Origin of the sequence: Rhizobium sp. 18065, assembly GCF_902706095.1 — a bacterium.
In the GTDB taxonomy this organism is placed as follows: domain Bacteria; phylum Pseudomonadota; class Alphaproteobacteria; order Rhizobiales; family Rhizobiaceae; genus Allorhizobium.
Map to the genome: position 1 here is coordinate 125,764 of NZ_CACSJP010000003.1, position 14,616 is coordinate 140,379.

The 14,616-nt window shown below is 59.4% G+C and carries 11 protein-coding genes; 9 read left to right on the top strand and 2 right to left on the bottom strand.

Annotation, left to right across the window (positions count from 1 at the left end; genetic code table 11):
• Nucleotides 1-198 precede the first annotated feature (198 nt).
• Genes GVK95_RS09350 through GVK95_RS09370 form a run of 5 tightly spaced genes read left to right on the top strand, consistent with a single transcriptional unit; the run spans nucleotide 199 to nucleotide 5,255 of the window.
• Nucleotides 199-1,035 carry a metallophosphoesterase gene (locus GVK95_RS09350; RefSeq protein WP_159948826.1) on the top strand — a complete coding sequence of 279 codons (837 nt, stop codon included), beginning with the start codon at nucleotides 199-201 and terminating at the stop codon, nucleotides 1,033-1,035.
• Nucleotides 1,032-2,201, top strand: a complete 1,170-nt coding sequence (locus tag GVK95_RS09355) for an ABC transporter ATP-binding protein (RefSeq protein WP_159948828.1) — start codon at nucleotides 1,032-1,034, stop codon at nucleotides 2,199-2,201. The genes GVK95_RS09350 and GVK95_RS09355 overlap by 4 nt, the downstream gene beginning before the upstream one ends.
• Entirely contained in the window at nucleotides 2,194-3,132 is a 939-nt protein-coding gene (locus tag GVK95_RS09360) for a sugar ABC transporter permease (RefSeq protein WP_159948830.1), read from the top strand. Before GVK95_RS09355 ends, GVK95_RS09360 begins: the two co-directional genes overlap by 8 nt.
• On the top strand, nucleotides 3,129-3,965 hold the full coding sequence (locus GVK95_RS09365; protein ID WP_159948832.1) for a carbohydrate ABC transporter permease: 837 nt from the start codon (nucleotides 3,129-3,131) through the stop codon (nucleotides 3,963-3,965). The genes GVK95_RS09360 and GVK95_RS09365 overlap by 4 nt, the downstream gene beginning before the upstream one ends.
• 24 nt (nucleotides 3,966-3,989) lie before the next feature.
• A complete protein-coding gene (locus GVK95_RS09370; protein WP_159948834.1) occupies nucleotides 3,990-5,255 on the top strand; it encodes an ABC transporter substrate-binding protein in 1,266 nt (421 codons plus the stop codon).
• 64 nt (nucleotides 5,256-5,319) lie between these two features.
• On the opposite strand, the gene GVK95_RS09375 is transcribed toward GVK95_RS09370, so the two are convergent.
• Nucleotides 5,320-6,315: a substrate-binding domain-containing protein gene (locus tag GVK95_RS09375; RefSeq protein ID WP_159948836.1), complete on the bottom strand. Its 996-nt coding sequence runs from the start codon at nucleotides 6,313-6,315 to the stop codon at nucleotides 5,320-5,322.
• Between the two features lie 469 nt (nucleotides 6,316-6,784).
• On the opposite strand from GVK95_RS09375, the gene GVK95_RS09380 reads away from it, so the two are divergent.
• From GVK95_RS09380 to GVK95_RS09395, 4 genes are all read left to right on the top strand, one after another.
• Nucleotides 6,785-7,042, top strand: coding sequence for a YMGG-like glycine zipper-containing protein (locus GVK95_RS09380; protein WP_159948838.1), 258 nt, complete (start codon nucleotides 6,785-6,787; stop codon nucleotides 7,040-7,042).
• A gap of 448 nt (nucleotides 7,043-7,490) precedes the next feature.
• Nucleotides 7,491-9,032, top strand: coding sequence for an AbgT family transporter (locus tag GVK95_RS09385; RefSeq protein WP_159948840.1), 1,542 nt, complete (start codon nucleotides 7,491-7,493; stop codon nucleotides 9,030-9,032).
• Nucleotides 9,033-9,079: 47 nt separating this feature from the next.
• Nucleotides 9,080-10,282 carry a M20/M25/M40 family metallo-hydrolase gene (locus GVK95_RS09390; protein WP_159948842.1) on the top strand — a complete coding sequence of 401 codons (1,203 nt, stop codon included), beginning with the start codon at nucleotides 9,080-9,082 and terminating at the stop codon, nucleotides 10,280-10,282.
• A gap of 233 nt (nucleotides 10,283-10,515) precedes the next feature.
• Nucleotides 10,516-12,351 (top strand): SLC13 family permease, encoded by a 1,836-nt coding sequence (locus tag GVK95_RS09395; RefSeq protein WP_159948844.1) that lies wholly within the window; start codon nucleotides 10,516-10,518, stop codon nucleotides 12,349-12,351.
• Nucleotides 12,352-12,544: 193 nt separating this feature from the next.
• Here GVK95_RS09395 and GVK95_RS09400 read toward each other — a convergent pair whose 3' ends face one another.
• Nucleotides 12,545-14,269, bottom strand: coding sequence for a hypothetical protein (locus tag GVK95_RS09400; protein ID WP_159948846.1), 1,725 nt, complete (start codon nucleotides 14,267-14,269; stop codon nucleotides 12,545-12,547).
• Nucleotides 14,270-14,616 lie beyond the last annotated feature (347 nt).

The window sequence follows — 14,616 nt, forward strand, 5'->3', positions numbered from 1 at the left end:
CGGGTGATCCCCCAGTTTATAGGGACAACTATCACGATCAGTTTCTGACGCTTTGATGACGAAATTGGAAAACCACTGAAAAGCACCGTCAAGCGACTGACATGCTGGACCCTTAAAGACAGGCCAGCAACGCCGGACTTCGCCTCTGCACATGGCCGTCCAAAGCAAGTCAGCTCGTGTCTTGAAAGGTAGTATCCGATGAAAGTCGTCCAGATCAGCGACACCCATTTCAGCCCGTCCAAGGCGCATTTCAACGGCAACTGGGAGCCCGTGCGACGCTGGATCGAGACGGTGAGGCCTGATGTGGTCGTGCATACCGGCGACCTTACGATAGATGGTGCCGATCAGGACGAAGACATCAGTTTTTCCATGTCCTTGCTGCAGGAACTTGATGTTCCGGTTCTGTTGGTCCCCGGTAATCACGATGTCGGCCATATGCCCGGTTCGTTGCAGCCGATCGACGACCTGCGCCTTGAGCGCTGGCGCCGGCTGGCGGGGCCCGATCGCTTTGCCAAGGACCTCGGCAACTGGCGACTGATCGGCCTCAACAGCCTGTTGATCGGCTCGGGCCACGCGGAAGAAAGTGAGCAAGTCGATTGGCTTGTTGAGATGCTGGAAGGTCGCAACGGCCGGCGGGTGGCGATCTTCGGTCACAAGCCGCTGTTCGTCGATGATCCGGCAGAAGGCGACACGGGTTACTGGGGCGCTGGTCCCGCCGTTCGCCAGCAACTGCTCGAGCTGTTTGCCGCTCATGACGTCGCGCTCTATGCCAGCGGCCATCTGCACTGGGCCTGGCAGGGCGAGATAGGTGCGACCAAGCTCGTCTGGGCGCCGCCGACCTCCTTCATTATCGATACGCTGGAGCGTGAAATGCCGGGCGAGCGACTGGTCGGCGGTGTCGTGCATCACTTGGCTGACGGCGTGACGAGCGAGATCGTTGCAGTCGACGGCACCACGGCACACATCCTCGATCATGTGATCGACGAGGTTTATCCGCGCCATGCGACCAAGGTTGTCGTGGAGGCGGCCCAATGACTGCCTTCATCCTTCGCGACATCAACAAGGCCTTCGGTGGTAACAGCATCCTGAAAGGCGTCAGTCTTGAGGCGGAAGTCGGGGAGTTCATTGCCCTTGTCGGTCCGTCTGGCTGCGGCAAGAGCACGCTGCTTCGCATCGTCGCCGGCCTCGATCATGCAGATCGTGGCGAGATCGTTATCGGCGGCGAAGACGTCTTGGCCAAGGCTGCAGGCGACCGCAACGTCGCAATGGTTTTCCAGTCTTACGCGCTCTACCCGCATCTGACGGCAGGCCAGAACATTGCTGTGCCGCTCGCCATGCGCCGACTGTCGACGGCCGGCCGTCTGCCGCTGATTGGAGACCTTCTGTCTGGCCAGCGCCAGATCCGCGCCGATATCCAGCGCGACGTTCGCGCCATGGCGAGTTCGCTCAAGATCGACCACCTGCTCGATCGCAAGCCGGGCCAGATGTCAGGTGGCCAGCGCCAGCGCGTGGCATTGGCACGCGCCATGGTCCGACAGCCGAACGTCTTTCTGATGGACGAGCCGCTCTCCAATCTGGATGCCAACCTGCGTGTCCATGCCCGCGGCGAAATCGTTGAGCTGCATCGCAAGGCCGGTGTGCCGACGCTCTATGTCACGCATGACCAGTCGGAAGCCCTGTCCATGGCCGACCGCGTTGCCGTGATGATCGGTGGCCGGCTGCTGCAGCTCGACAGCCCGCGCACCATCTACGACGATCCCTCACATCTCGAAGTGGCGAAATTCCTCGGCCAGCCGCGCATCAATGTGCTGTCGACCGTGATTGACGACAACGGCCTCGTCCATGTCGGCAACATCCGGCTTGCTACGCGCAAGGACCTCAAGCCCGGAGCGGCACTGACGATCGCGTTTCGTCCCGAATTCGTTCGGCTTGGCGAGGCCGGTGAGGGTGGTCTGCCGGCGCGGGTCGAGCGATTGGAATTCCTCGGCTCCGAAGTGGTGGTCTTTACCAAGCTCGCGGCAATGGATGCGGTCGTTGTGGCGAAGATCGCGCCTGCGGACGCGATCGGGCTCAAGCCTGGCCAGCCAATCGATCTCAAGATCGATCCGGACGCAATCCTGCTCTTCGATGAACAGGGTGAGCGCCTGCCGGCCAGCGTGGCCATGGTATCGGCTTTGCGATCGGAGGCCCTTCATGGATAGTCTTGTCTTGGATCGCAGCGCCATGCCCTCGCTTTCCCGAAAGGGTGCTCGACTGGCGCAGCGCCGGGAAGCCCGCATTGCCATGGCGCTTTCGGCACCGGCACTGTTGCTGATCTTCTGCTTCATCATCTTGCCGACCATCGCGGTAATCGTCCTCGGTTTTACCGATTTCGAACTTGGCTATGGCAGTTTCAATTTTGTCGGCTTCGAGAACTATGCAGAGCTGTTGAACGACCGCACCTTCCGAAAGTCGCTGTGGAATACCACGGTCTATGCGGCGATCGTGGCGCCGGCTTCGATGGCGCTCGGGCTTGCCATCGCGCTGCTGATCGAATCCGAGGGTTGGGGCAAGAGCCTGTTTCGCACTGCCTATTTCCTGCCGGTCGCGTCGCTGCTCGTTGCCATGGCCACCGTGTGGCAATATCTCTTCCATCCGACGATCGGGCCGATCAACGCAATGCTCGACATGATCGGCATCCAGGGTCCGAACTGGCTCGGCGCGTCGAAAACCGTGATGACCAGCCTGTCGATCATCGGCATTTGGCAATCGACCGGCTTCAACATGGTCCTGTTCCTTGCCGGTCTTTCTGCCATCCCGCGTGAGCTCTATCAGGCGGCTGAAGTCGACTGCGCCCGTTCGGCTCTCTCGAGGTTCCGGCTAGTGACCTGGCCAATGCTTGGTCCGACGACCCTCTTCGTCACGACAATCAGCACCATCAATGCGGTGAAGGTGTTCGAGACGGTGAAGACGCTGACCGAAGGCGGCCCAAACAAAGCGTCCGAAGTCCTGCTCTTCACCATCTACCAGGAAGGTTTCGTCTTCCTGCGTGTCGGCTATGCCTCGGCGATGACCGTGATCTTCCTGGCCATCCTCGTATCGCTGATGTTCCTCCAGTACCGCGTCATGGACCGGAAGGTGCACTACGCATGACACAGGCTCCATTTTCCCTCGGCCGCATCCTGCGTTTCGCCGCCCTTTCCTTTGGCGCCATCCTGTTTCTGGCGCCCTACATCTTCATGATTTCTACCGCCGGCAAAGCACAGAGCGAGATATTCTCCTCCTCGCTCTCGCTGATCCCGCAGACCTGGTCGTATGCCGAAAACTTCGCCAAGGCCTTCGGCCGGGTATCCATGGCGGGACTGCTTTTCAACGGCATCGTCGTTTGCGCACTGATCCTGATTGTCCAGGTCGTGGTGGCAATCCCTTGCGCCTATGCCATGGCCAAGCTCTCCTTTGCCGCCGCGCGTCTGATGATGGCGCTGGTTATGCTCGGTCTGCTCGTCCCGATCCATGCGACGGCCCTGCCGCTCTATGTCGCCTTTGATCGGCTGTCTGTGCTCAACAGCTATTTCGCACTGGTCGCGCCGTTCTCGATTTCAGTGTTTGCGATCTTCCTGTTCCTGCAGTTCTTTCGCGGCATTCCCGATGACCTGATCCATGCGGCACGGCTCGACGGCATGTCGGAGACCGGCATCGTTGCTAGGGTGATCGTGCCGAATGCCTGGCCGGCAATCACTGCCTTTTCGATCTTCTCGGTCGTTGCCCATTGGAATGATCTGTTCTGGCCGCTGATCGTCGTCACCAACCAGTCCTATGCCACCCCGCCGCTCGGCCTTCTCTACTTCCGCGCGGCTGAGGCTGGCGACGACTACGGCGCGCTGATGGCCGCCACGCTCATCATTACCCTTCCTCTCGTTCTCGCCTTCCTGCTCGCGCAGAAGCGCTTCGTCGAGGGTATCACCATGACCGGTCTGAAAGGCTGATCGGTCCAACCCAGGAGATCTGCAATGACTCTTTTCAAGAAAGCGATGGCCGTAGCCGCGGTCACGATGGCGACCTTCGTCCCGGCGCATGCCGAAACGGTGCTCAACATCCACTATCCGATGCCTGGCTTCTTCAAGGACGTGATGGACACGATCTCGAAGAAGTTCATGGAAGAAAACCCCGATATCAAGATCACCTTCGCCAACCCGTCGGCGACCTATGAAGAAGGTATTCAGACCATCATGCGTCAGGCGGGCACGGCAGAAATGCCTGACGTCACCTTCATTGGCCTGAACCGTCTACGCATGCTCAATGAGCGTGATATTCCCGTCGACCTCGGCCCGTTCATGTCCAAGGACGGCAATATGGCCGATCAGGGCTTTTCCGACAACATCCTGAAGCTCGCCCAGGTCAAGGGCAAACAGGTCGGTCTCGCCTTCGCGACCTCCAACCCGATCATGTATTACAACGCCGATCTGGTTCGCAAAGCCGGCGGCAATCCGGACGTCGCGCCAAAGACCTGGGACGAGGTCATTGCACTCTCCTCCAAGATCAAGGCACTCGGCGACGGCAATGAAGGCATCGACTTTCGCTGGCAGGGTGACGACTGGATGTTCTCCGCGCTGCTGTTCGGCGCCGGCGGCAAGATGCTGAATGATCAAGAGACCGCTGTTGCTTTCAACGGCCCCGAAGGCGTGAAGGCATTTGAACTGGTCGATCGCATGGTCAAGGAAGGCGGTCTTCCGGTCTTCACCAAGCAGGCTGGCGAACAGGCCTTTGTGGCCGGCAAGGTCGGCTTTGCCTTCCAGACAACGGGCGCGCTTCGCAACACGATCAAGAATGTCGGCGACAAGTTCGACCTGCGCACCGCTCATATTCCGCTGATCGACCCGGTCAACGGCAAGCTGCCGACCGGCGGCAACGCGGCTGTCATGTTGACCCGCGACATTGAAAAGCAGGACGCTGCCTGGAAGTTCATCAAGTTCGCTTCGGGACCATACGGCGCCTCGGTCGTCGTTCCGGGCACGGGCTATGTTCCCAACAATGAACTGGCCGCGACGTCGCCAGAGTATCTCGGCAATTTCTACAAGGAAAACCCGCTGTTTCGCGCCGGCCTCGAGCAGATGCCGCTGATGCAGCCCTGGTATGCGTTCCCGGGTTCAAACGGTGTGAAGGTCACCCAGACCATCGTTGAGAACCTGTCGCGCGTGGTCGAGCAGTCTGCCGAGCCGAAGGAAGCGCTGGACGACGCCGCAGCCGAAGTCGAAGGCCTGCTGCCGCGCAGCTGATACAGGGATTGATCGGCTAAGCCGCAAACGATGGTGCGCCGCCCCCAAGGGCGGCGCATTTTTGTCACAACGCTTTATTGATGCTGCGCACTGTGCCGCCCGGCTTCAGCTTGTATGCCATGCTCAGATGGCGCGGTTCCGCAGCGTTTTCGGCGATGTCCAGCAGCAGCGAGGCGGCAGTGGTTCCCATGCTTGCATCTGCCATTTCGATTGTCGACAAAGTCGGATCAAACAGGCGGCCGATGGCAATGCCGTCGAAACCGGCGACAGAGATATCGCCAGGCACGGACAGACCCTCGCGGCGCAGCGCACCGATGACGCCGAGCGCCAGAAGATCGTTTGAGGCAATGATTGCGGTTGGGCGATGGGCAAGCAGCGCCTGGCTGAGATCGAGTTCGTCATTGCCGGTGACGAACGGGATCTGCAACGCCTTGAGGGCTTCAAGTCCGGCAGCAGCCAACGCGTCGCAATAGCCGTCATAGCGCCGACGCGCCCGATCTGAACTTTCAAACGAGCCAGAGACGAACAGGATTTTCTTGTGGCCGTGTTCGATCAGATGCTGGGCAAGCTCCATTGCCGCCGCTCGGTTGTCTGTCGTCACCGCCGCCTGGAAGCGCGCCGTCGGCAGATTGTTCAGAAGCACGATCGGCGGCAGATGGGCGGGCAGGTCATTCTGGCTCTTCTCCATGTCGCAGACGGTGACAATCAGTCCGGTCGGCTTTTCCGCCAGGAGCGACGCAATCGCATCAGATTCGCGGGATGGATCATAGTCGGATTGGGCGATCAGCACACCATGTCCCGAAAGCCGCATGCGGTTCTGGATTCCCGACAGGGAGGCGGCAAAAACCGGATTGGTGATGCTCGGGATGAGAACGCCGATCACGGGTCGCCGCCGGCCGGTAGTGGTCGCGCCATCGATACGGTGGTAGCCAAGGTCGGATGCGGCCTTGCGCACGCGCCGGACCATGCTTTCGCTGGTTGGTCCGCTTCTGCCGAGCACGCGGCTGACGGTCGCCGTGGAGCAGCCGGCCCTCAGCGCAATCTCCTCAAGGGTCGCCATGTGATCTCGCGTTGATGGTGCTGTAGAACAGCCCGTTGGGGCGGCTTTTTGAGCACGGTGGAACCTCTGCTAGCGGACTTCGATGACAGTGGTTTGACGCAAGAAGAGACGCGTCGCGGCCTGGAGCTGGGCCAATTTCGTCCCGTTTATGTTCTACCCCTTGTTTCGAGGTCAATCACCACGCTGCATGCGATGTGTTTCTTGCTGTGCGCCGGCCCGCGCAGCCCTGTCTACGGAGAAGGCTGAGGCAAAGCCGATGCTTGAATTTGTTATCAAACGTCATTCGGGGGCCGCTTTGCTGAGCAATGTATTCGCGACTTAGTTGCGCCAGCAAGTTTTGAACCCGAAGCCTAGTTTTGGGATTCTGAGCTGATCACAGACGGTTTTGTGGCACTATATTCGATCTAATCGTGCCTGTGACTTCAATCGCAATCGCCAAAACTCGATGACCATCACGAAGGAGAGTATAATGAAGAAATTGCTCGTGTTTTTCCTGGTCGGTCTATCCCTTGCAAGTTGTACCGCAACTGAACGGGGTGCGGGCATCGGTGCAGCATCAGGTGCTGTCATTGGCGGTGCGATTACCAATGATGTGCGCGGCGCAGCTGTCGGTGCTGCCATCGGCGGTGTCTCGGGTGCCCTGATCGGCAATGTCGCGGGCCAGCCTGGCCAGTGCTACTACCGCGACCGCAACGGCCGCCGTTATACTGCACCCTGCCCACGGTGAACGCGTGTACGGGGCACAATAGCTGCCCCGTCTCCACAACGCGGGGAATTGCCGGAGCATGTGCCGGAAGCTTGACCCGCAAACTCCAGTCCCGCTGGCCGGCTCTTGTCTTTTGTGACGTACCCGTTTGCTGTTGGCGTGCGCCCCTTTCAAGACATGCAAAGAATGGCCGCCAGAATTGTTACGCGGGCGGTCGTTTGTGGATGCGGTAGGCGGAGGGCGAAGCAGGTATTGAAAACTGGCGACGAAAGCTGTTCAGGCTTGGTTACGTAATAAATCCGGACATGGCCGGTGCCTCTTTTGGCATGGGCGCACCAGCGGCTCATCAGGGGATTCCTCCTGCCTGCTTCAAATCGATTTTGATGACTGAATATCAAAGCGCACCAAAACGAACGTCATTCTAACGATCGTATCGGGCGCTATCCTTGGGCTCAACGGGAGGCAAGACATGGCCAATGCCAATGCCGCATCAAAGACCACGATGCAGAGATTCCTCGACGGTGTCGAAAAGGTGGGGAACATGGTTCCACACCCCGTGGTCATCTTTCTGATCCTGATCGGTATCGTCATCGTTCTGTCGACCATTCTCGGCCTCTTCGGGGCTGCTGTCACGTTCGAGCAAATCAATCCCGAAACGCATGAAATTGAGACGGCATCGACGGCGATCCGAAGCTTGCTGAGCATCGAGGGCATACGCTTCATGTATGCGTCTCTCGTTCCCAATTTTATGAGTTTCACCGCTGTCGGCCTGATGATCGCCGCCATGATCGGTGCGGGTGTCGCGGAAGAATCCGGTCTTGTCACAGCGCTGATCCGCAAGCTCGTGATCGTCGCGCCACGCTGGGCGTTGACCTATATCCTTGCATTCGTCGGCATCCTCGCCAGCATCGCAGCAGACGCCGGTTATCTGGTGCTGATCCCGCTGGCGGGTGTCGCTTACCTCGCTGTCGGTCGTCATCCGCTTGCGGGCCTGGCACTAGGCTTTGCCGCGGTCGCCGGTGCCTTCACCGTCAATATGCTGATCAAACCGCTGGACGCGGTTCTTGTCGAGTTCACCAATGATGCAGCCCGGCTCGTCGATCCGAACGCATCGATAGGGCTGGCATCCAATCTCTGGTTCTCCATAGCCTCTGTGATGTTCCTCACAGTGGTGATTGCGTTTATCACCGACAAGATGATTGCGCCACGCCTGGGGGAATACAAGCCGGCCGATGGCGCTGGTGTCAGCCAGGGCGCTGTTTTGACCGAACAGGAAACGCATGGACTGCGTTATGCACTCTACGCACTGATCGCGCTTGTCGTGGTCTTTCTCCTGCTGACCCTTCCGTCCGGTGCGCCGCTGCGCAACCCCGATACCGGCGAACTGATCGGAAACTCGCCGTTCATGAACGGCCTGATCGCGCTGATCATGCTGGTCTTTCTGTCAACGGGTTGGGCATTTGGTGTGGGTGCGGGCACTATGCGCACTTTGGCGGAAGTGATTGCGGCGATTGAGAAGTCGATCAAGAACATGGGTGGCACGATCTTCCTGTTCTTCGTTCTCAGCCAGTTCGTTGCCTATTTCACCTACACCAATATCGGCACCGTGATGGCACTGAGCCTGGCAGGCACACTTCAGGCCGCCAATATCGGGGCGTTGCCATTGCTACTCGGCTTCATCGTCGTGGTCGCGATCATCGACCTGCTTCTGACAGGCGCGATTGCAAAATGGGCCATCTTCGCCCCGGTCTTCGTTCCTCTTCTGATGAAGCTTGGCGTTGAACCGGAGGCGGTGCTTGCTGCCTATCGCGTCGGTGATTCCCCGATGAACGCGATCACACCGCTCAACGCCTATTTTGCGCTGGTCGTCGGCTTCGCCCAGAAATACGACAAGTCCGCCGGCGTCGGCACACTCGTCTCTCTCATGCTTCCCTACGTCGTTTGGATGTTCGTTCTGTGGACGGCGCTCTTTGCCATCTGGCAAGCGCTTGGACTGCCATGGGGTCTGTAGTGGCTCGTATGTGAAAAGACTGAAAACTCAATAATTGGAGGGACACCATGAGCAGTAGCCAAATTCCACTCAACGTCGCCGCCGCAGAAGATCATCTGATGCGTTTTCTGTCTGTCGAGGGTGTAACGGGCCAGGAAGCCAATATTGCCGCCGCCGTAATCGACGCTTTGAAGGCGGTGGGTGTGCCGGAATCCGCCATTCGGTTTGACGATGCCAATAGCAGGATTCCGCTGCCGACAGAGACGGGAAACCTGATCGTCGATCTTCCCGGAACGCGGCCGGGACCACGACTGTTGTTCTCCACGCATCTTGACACTGTACCGCTTTGCGCCGGAGTGAAGCCGAGGCGTGAAGGCGACCGGATCGTATCCGATGGCACGACGGCACTCGGTGGCGATGCGCGCACCGGCGTGGCTGTTCTGGTCGTCGTGGCTGAAACGCTGCTGAAGAACAAGTTGCCCCATCCGCCGATCACGCTTCTGTTCACGGTGCGTGAGGAAAGCGGCTTGCATGGCGCGCGCGAGTTGAACCCTGCCGATCTGAACGGGGCGGTTATGTGCATCAATGTCGACGGCCAGTCGGCTGCCGATCTCATCATCGGCGCAGTCGGTCAGGAAAACTGGGAAGTCGAAATCATCGGCCGCGCCTCGCATGCCGGCGTGGCACCGGACAAGGGCATTTCGGCAACGATGGTCGGCGCGATCGCTCTTGCCGAAGCGCGCAAGGAAGGCTGGTTCGGAAAGATCGTCAAACCCGACGGTCGCGGCACTAGCAATGTCGGCATCTTTGGTGGCAAGGGCAACACACCCGCCGGTGACGCGACCAATGTCGTGACCGACTACGCCTTCATCAAGGGCGAAGCGCGTAGCCCCGAATCCAGCTTCGCGACAAAGATCGCCGAAGGCTACAAGCAGGCCTTCGCCAAGGCGCAGGCAGACGTGACAGATCATGAAGGCGACACGGCTAAAGTGACCTTCAGCCACAAGGCATCCTATCCGCCGTTCGAACTTGGCAAGGATACACCAATTGTGAAGCGTGCGGCCAAGGCGATGCAGATACTGGGCATAGAGCCGGTCTATATCTTCTCGAATGGCGGCCTTGATGCCAACTGGCTCGACAAGCACGGGGTGCCGACGATCACCATTGGTGCTGGCCAGGCCGAAATCCATACCATCAAGGAATATGTCAACCTGACCGAGTTCGAAAAGGGCTGCCGTCTTGGTGTGCTTCTGGCGACGCTCGACGACTGAAGACGTTTGGCCGCTACTTTTCTCGTGGTGGCGCAATTCGGCAGGTCTCCGCGATAGCTTCGATCAGCAATGCCTCACCCCTTGTCCGGGGTGGGGGCGAAGGATGCAGTTCAGCCGCAGGATTAGATGCCGGATCCACCATTGGAACCAGACATGGCGGGTGCCTACACAATGTGGCCCCAACGTCGGACGTATTGAATGGCCTGATCAGGTCCATATGAGGAGCAGAGCGATTGAGCCCGATAGCATATATAGCCATAATCATTGCCTCAGCCGTCGTTCTGTTCGTCTGGAACAAGCTCCCGGTCGTGGTCATTGCCATGATGACGGCTCTGTCGCTTTGGGCGAGCGGTGTTCTGACACTTGGCCAATCCCTCAGTGGGTTTGGTGATCCGGCGGTCATTTTCATCGCTTCGCTTTTTGTTGTCAGTTCCGGCCTTGAAGTCACCGGTGTCACGGCATGGGCGGGTCAGTTGTTGATCCGCGGCGCCGGCGAGGAAAGTCGGACACGCCTTTTGCTTTTGACCATGGTGCTTGTTTCGTTGTTGACCGCACTGATCAGCGTCAACGGTGCGGTTGCCGCGCTGTTGCCTGTCGTGGTGGTCATCGCCGTCCGCCTGAAGCGCAATTCTTCGCAATTGTTGATGCCTTTGGTCTTTGCCGCGCATGCAGGTTCGATGTTGGCACTGACAGGCACCCCGGTAAACGTGCTGGTGTCGGAAGCTGGCATCGATGCAGGTGTCGGCGGTTTCGGATTTTTCGAATTTGCGCTTGTCGGCGTGCCATTGCTGGCCGGAACGATGGCGATCATCGTACTGTTCGGCGCAAAGCTGCTTCCCGAGCGCAATGGGGCGACAATGCCGTCCGATTTCAGCCGCCATGCGAAGACGCTGGTCGAGCAATACGGCCTTGCGAGCGGGATTTATCAGATGCGAGTCCGCTCCAGTTCACCCTTTGTCGGGATGGCCTCGTCCGAAATCAGCATGGCGGATCATCCGGGGCTGCAACTTGTCGCAATCCAGGAAGGAGAGACGTCCGGACCGCTGCGGCGCGCAGTGATCGCCGAAGGTGACCATGTGCTGGTGCGCGGCGATGCGGAACTGGCGGCCGCCTTTGCCGCCAAGATGCATATGGCATTTCGAGATGAGAAGGCGACGGGTCAGGGCGAAGAGACCCTGTTTAACCGCAGTTCAGGCCTTGCCGAAGTCGTCATCCCGCCGCGTTCCGGCCTGATCGGGGAGACAGTGTTCCCCGGAATGGTGACGGAGAGTGGTGATCTGATCATCCTTGCCGTGCAGCGTGCGGGCGATCAGATGGAGGCCGCTAGTGCGACGCGCGACGCAGGCGGTGTCGTGCTGCAGGCGGGTGACACCATGTTGCTGCAGGGAACCTGGAAAGCGCTTGACGTACACCTTGATGATCCCGACGTTCTCGTCGTCAATTCGCCCGAACTGGTGCGCCGTCAGGCGGTGCCGATGGGCCCGGGCGCACGCCAGGCGGTCATCATTCTGTTCGCTATGGTCCTGCTTCTGGCGACAGGCTTGGTGCCTCCGGCAGTGGCAGGCCTGCTTGCTGCCGGTGCCATCATCCTTTCCGGCATCATGAGCGTCGAGCAGTCCTACCGCGCCATCGGATGGACGACGGTCATCCTGGTCGGTGCAATGATGCCCCTGTCCACCGCCATGGTTGAAACCGGTGCCGCACAACTGATGGCTGAACATCTGGTCAATCTTGTCGGTGATGCGGGACCGCTGGCGCTACTTGCCGGCCTGTTCCTTCTGACCGCGATCATGGGGCAGTTGATCAGTAACACTGCAACGGCACTCATCGTTATCCCGATCGGAGTGGCCGCGGCGACGGCGATGGGTGTCTCGCCGCGTCCGGTGCTCATGAGCACGGCAGTCGCTGCCGCCGCTTCATTTCTTACCCCGATTGCAACGCCGACAAACCTGATGGTGATGGGCCCCGGCGGTTATGCCTTCAGCGACTACTGGAAACTCGGTTTGCCGCTGTTGATCTGGTTCTTCGTCGTTTCGGTGTTCATCGTGCCACTGATCTGGCAGTTCTGAAACGTCGGATTGCTATCGATCGACTGATATAAGACGACCCGCTTGTTTCTCCGGTGGGTCGTCGATTATTTGCCCGACCGCCTGACGCCGAGTGCGAGGTGTTGCAGCCATGCAGGAGTACCTGTGGCTCAAGGCTCGATTCAGTTTATGTCGCGGTGTAGCTGTCTGGTGTTCAGAGCGGGCCGTCGTGGGCCTATTTCGATTTGACGAGACCGGAGAAGCCGGCGACGGCCAGCAGGCTGAGCGCCCAGCCTACGATCGACTGGAAGAAGAAGAAGTTCAACGTGAACGGTCCTTTCGGCTTGGTCGGATCCGGCCGCCAGAATTCCTTTTGCTCGATCGACAGCACCGGCAAGAGAACATCCAACGAATACATCGGTGCGTTGAACTCGGGATAGCTGGACGCCTCCGGTTGCCTGAGGAAACAGGTCAGCTGGTTTTCTCCGGCTGTTGCCCGACCAGCGAGCACCTGTGAGCTTGATGGCATGTAGCGGCTTGCGCTCTGTTCCAGTCCGCACATCGTCCATTCCGTTGAACGCAGGACGACCGGACTGTTTGGCTTCACCGCGCCATTCCGCTCGGCGATTGCGAAAACGATCGCGCCCACTGCCCAAAACAGGACGAGCCAAAGCAGGGCGAGCAGGGGTTGGCGGCCATAGCGCACCGTAATACTCAAGATGCCGTCAGTCATCGCAAGTGCCGCACGCAGGGCCGGGTTTTTCGCTCGTGAACGCCGCGCCCGCCGCTGCAGTCGCTCCTTGGTGATCAGCACTGCGCGCGCATCCTCATCGTGACCCATAGCGCCCAGAACCATGGCCAACTGCTCGTAGGGCTGCGGCCAGAAATCCGCTTTCCAACGGTCCGGTGTTTGTCGCGAAAGCCAGTCAAGCCTGCTTGCGGCATCGACGGGTCCGCCGATAAAGGCGCCGTACTGGCAGCGGTTCAGCAGCAGGTCTCCGGTTTTTGGCCAACTTGACTGTTCGTCATCAATTGCCCCGATCGTCGTCGCAGTCAGGTCAAGTGTGCCTTCGATGGAGGCGCCCTGACGCAGGAAGAAGGCGCCTTCGACCGCTGCGCGATTGAGCCTTAGCGCATAGCCGCCCGGCTGGCACAGGGAGGCTGCCGTGCAATCGATATCCCCGCCGAAACGCGCGCCAAGCAGACGGGTCTCACCGGTGATCTTTGCGCCGCGCAAGGCAAGATCACCGCCCGTGATAATACCATCTCCGTTGAGGGCCGTTTCACCCGGCCGAACGATCGTTCCGCCGACAGCATTGATATCGCCGCCGAGGCGCACATTTGAAAGGTTAACTCCCCCCTTCACATCTGCGCCGCGCATCAGGACGCCACCCTTGGCTTCCAGTCCGCTGGCTTCGATCGCTATGCCCTCTGGTGAGGTGATCGAGACCCCGTCGGCTTCAAAACTGCCGCCCAGGCGCGCTGCGGAAAGGAGGATCTCGCCGGTCACGATTGCGCCGCGAATGGACAGGCAGCCGCGGGCTTCAAGCCGGTCGGCCTGCAGGCCGGGGAGGTGGGAACCGTCGAGGAACAGATTGTCGATGATGGCGGATTTCAGTACTGGAGAGGCCTCGAACCGGCAGTCTTTAAGGCCGATATCGCGCGGAATTCGGCAACCTTCGAGATCGAGTATCCCGGTTATCCAGGCACCACTGACTCGAACGCCTTTTTCGTGAGAACGGTAGCTATTGTCGCCAAGGATAAGAAAGCGCAGCAGTTCGGCGCGCATGGTTCTTGTGTCATCCTCGCGCTCGGGCAGGAGCCCGTCGCCCAGTCGATCGAAGTCGCCGGAACTCAGATAGGCAACCACCTTTGCCTCGGCGGCGCTGAAGGGGCGAAAGCTGTCTAGGCCGGAGATGACGCTGGCAATCGGAGGCGTGGCTGGTGGAGCGCCGGTCATGAACGAGGGATCCGTCTGCTGTCTGTCGCTGCATCCATCATCCTATGTTTCCTTCCGCGATGAGTTCCCGGCTCATCGATACGCGCGCACCGCACCCTGCTCAACAAGGCGCATGATTGGGTGGGCAGGGTGCCGATTTCCAAACTCCGGCCCAAATCTCTTGCCTGCATCGGCAAGTTCCCGATTGATTTCTGCGTTTTGGGCAGGGGTCAAGACCTATCGGCTTTCATGGTACGATCCGGCGCCAAAAAGCTTTGTACAGCAATGACATATCGGACACAGCGCATAATTTTCGGATTCCATGCCGATCACAGCCGGACGCGCGTGATGTTAAGCTTCAAGCCGAG

Excerpts from the sequence above, each read along its gene's own strand:
- GVK95_RS09350 (WP_159948826.1), top strand. The coding sequence starts at position 199 with ATGAAAGTCGTCCAGATCAGCGACACCCATTTCAGCCCGTCCAAGGCG.
- GVK95_RS09355 (WP_159948828.1), top strand. The coding sequence starts at position 1,032 with ATGACTGCCTTCATCCTTCGCGACATCAACAAGGCCTTCGGTGGTAAC.
- GVK95_RS09360 (WP_159948830.1), top strand. The coding sequence starts at position 2,194 with ATGGATAGTCTTGTCTTGGATCGCAGCGCCATGCCCTCGCTTTCCCGA.
- GVK95_RS09365 (WP_159948832.1), top strand. The coding sequence starts at position 3,129 with ATGACACAGGCTCCATTTTCCCTCGGCCGCATCCTGCGTTTCGCCGCC.
- GVK95_RS09370 (WP_159948834.1), top strand. The coding sequence starts at position 3,990 with ATGACTCTTTTCAAGAAAGCGATGGCCGTAGCCGCGGTCACGATGGCG.
- GVK95_RS09375 (WP_159948836.1), bottom strand. The coding sequence starts at position 6,315 with ATGGCGACCCTTGAGGAGATTGCGCTGAGGGCCGGCTGCTCCACGGCG.
- GVK95_RS09380 (WP_159948838.1), top strand. The coding sequence starts at position 6,785 with ATGAAGAAATTGCTCGTGTTTTTCCTGGTCGGTCTATCCCTTGCAAGT.
- GVK95_RS09385 (WP_159948840.1), top strand. The coding sequence starts at position 7,491 with ATGGCCAATGCCAATGCCGCATCAAAGACCACGATGCAGAGATTCCTC.
- GVK95_RS09390 (WP_159948842.1), top strand. The coding sequence starts at position 9,080 with ATGAGCAGTAGCCAAATTCCACTCAACGTCGCCGCCGCAGAAGATCAT.
- GVK95_RS09400 (WP_159948846.1), bottom strand. The coding sequence starts at position 14,269 with ATGACCGGCGCTCCACCAGCCACGCCTCCGATTGCCAGCGTCATCTCC.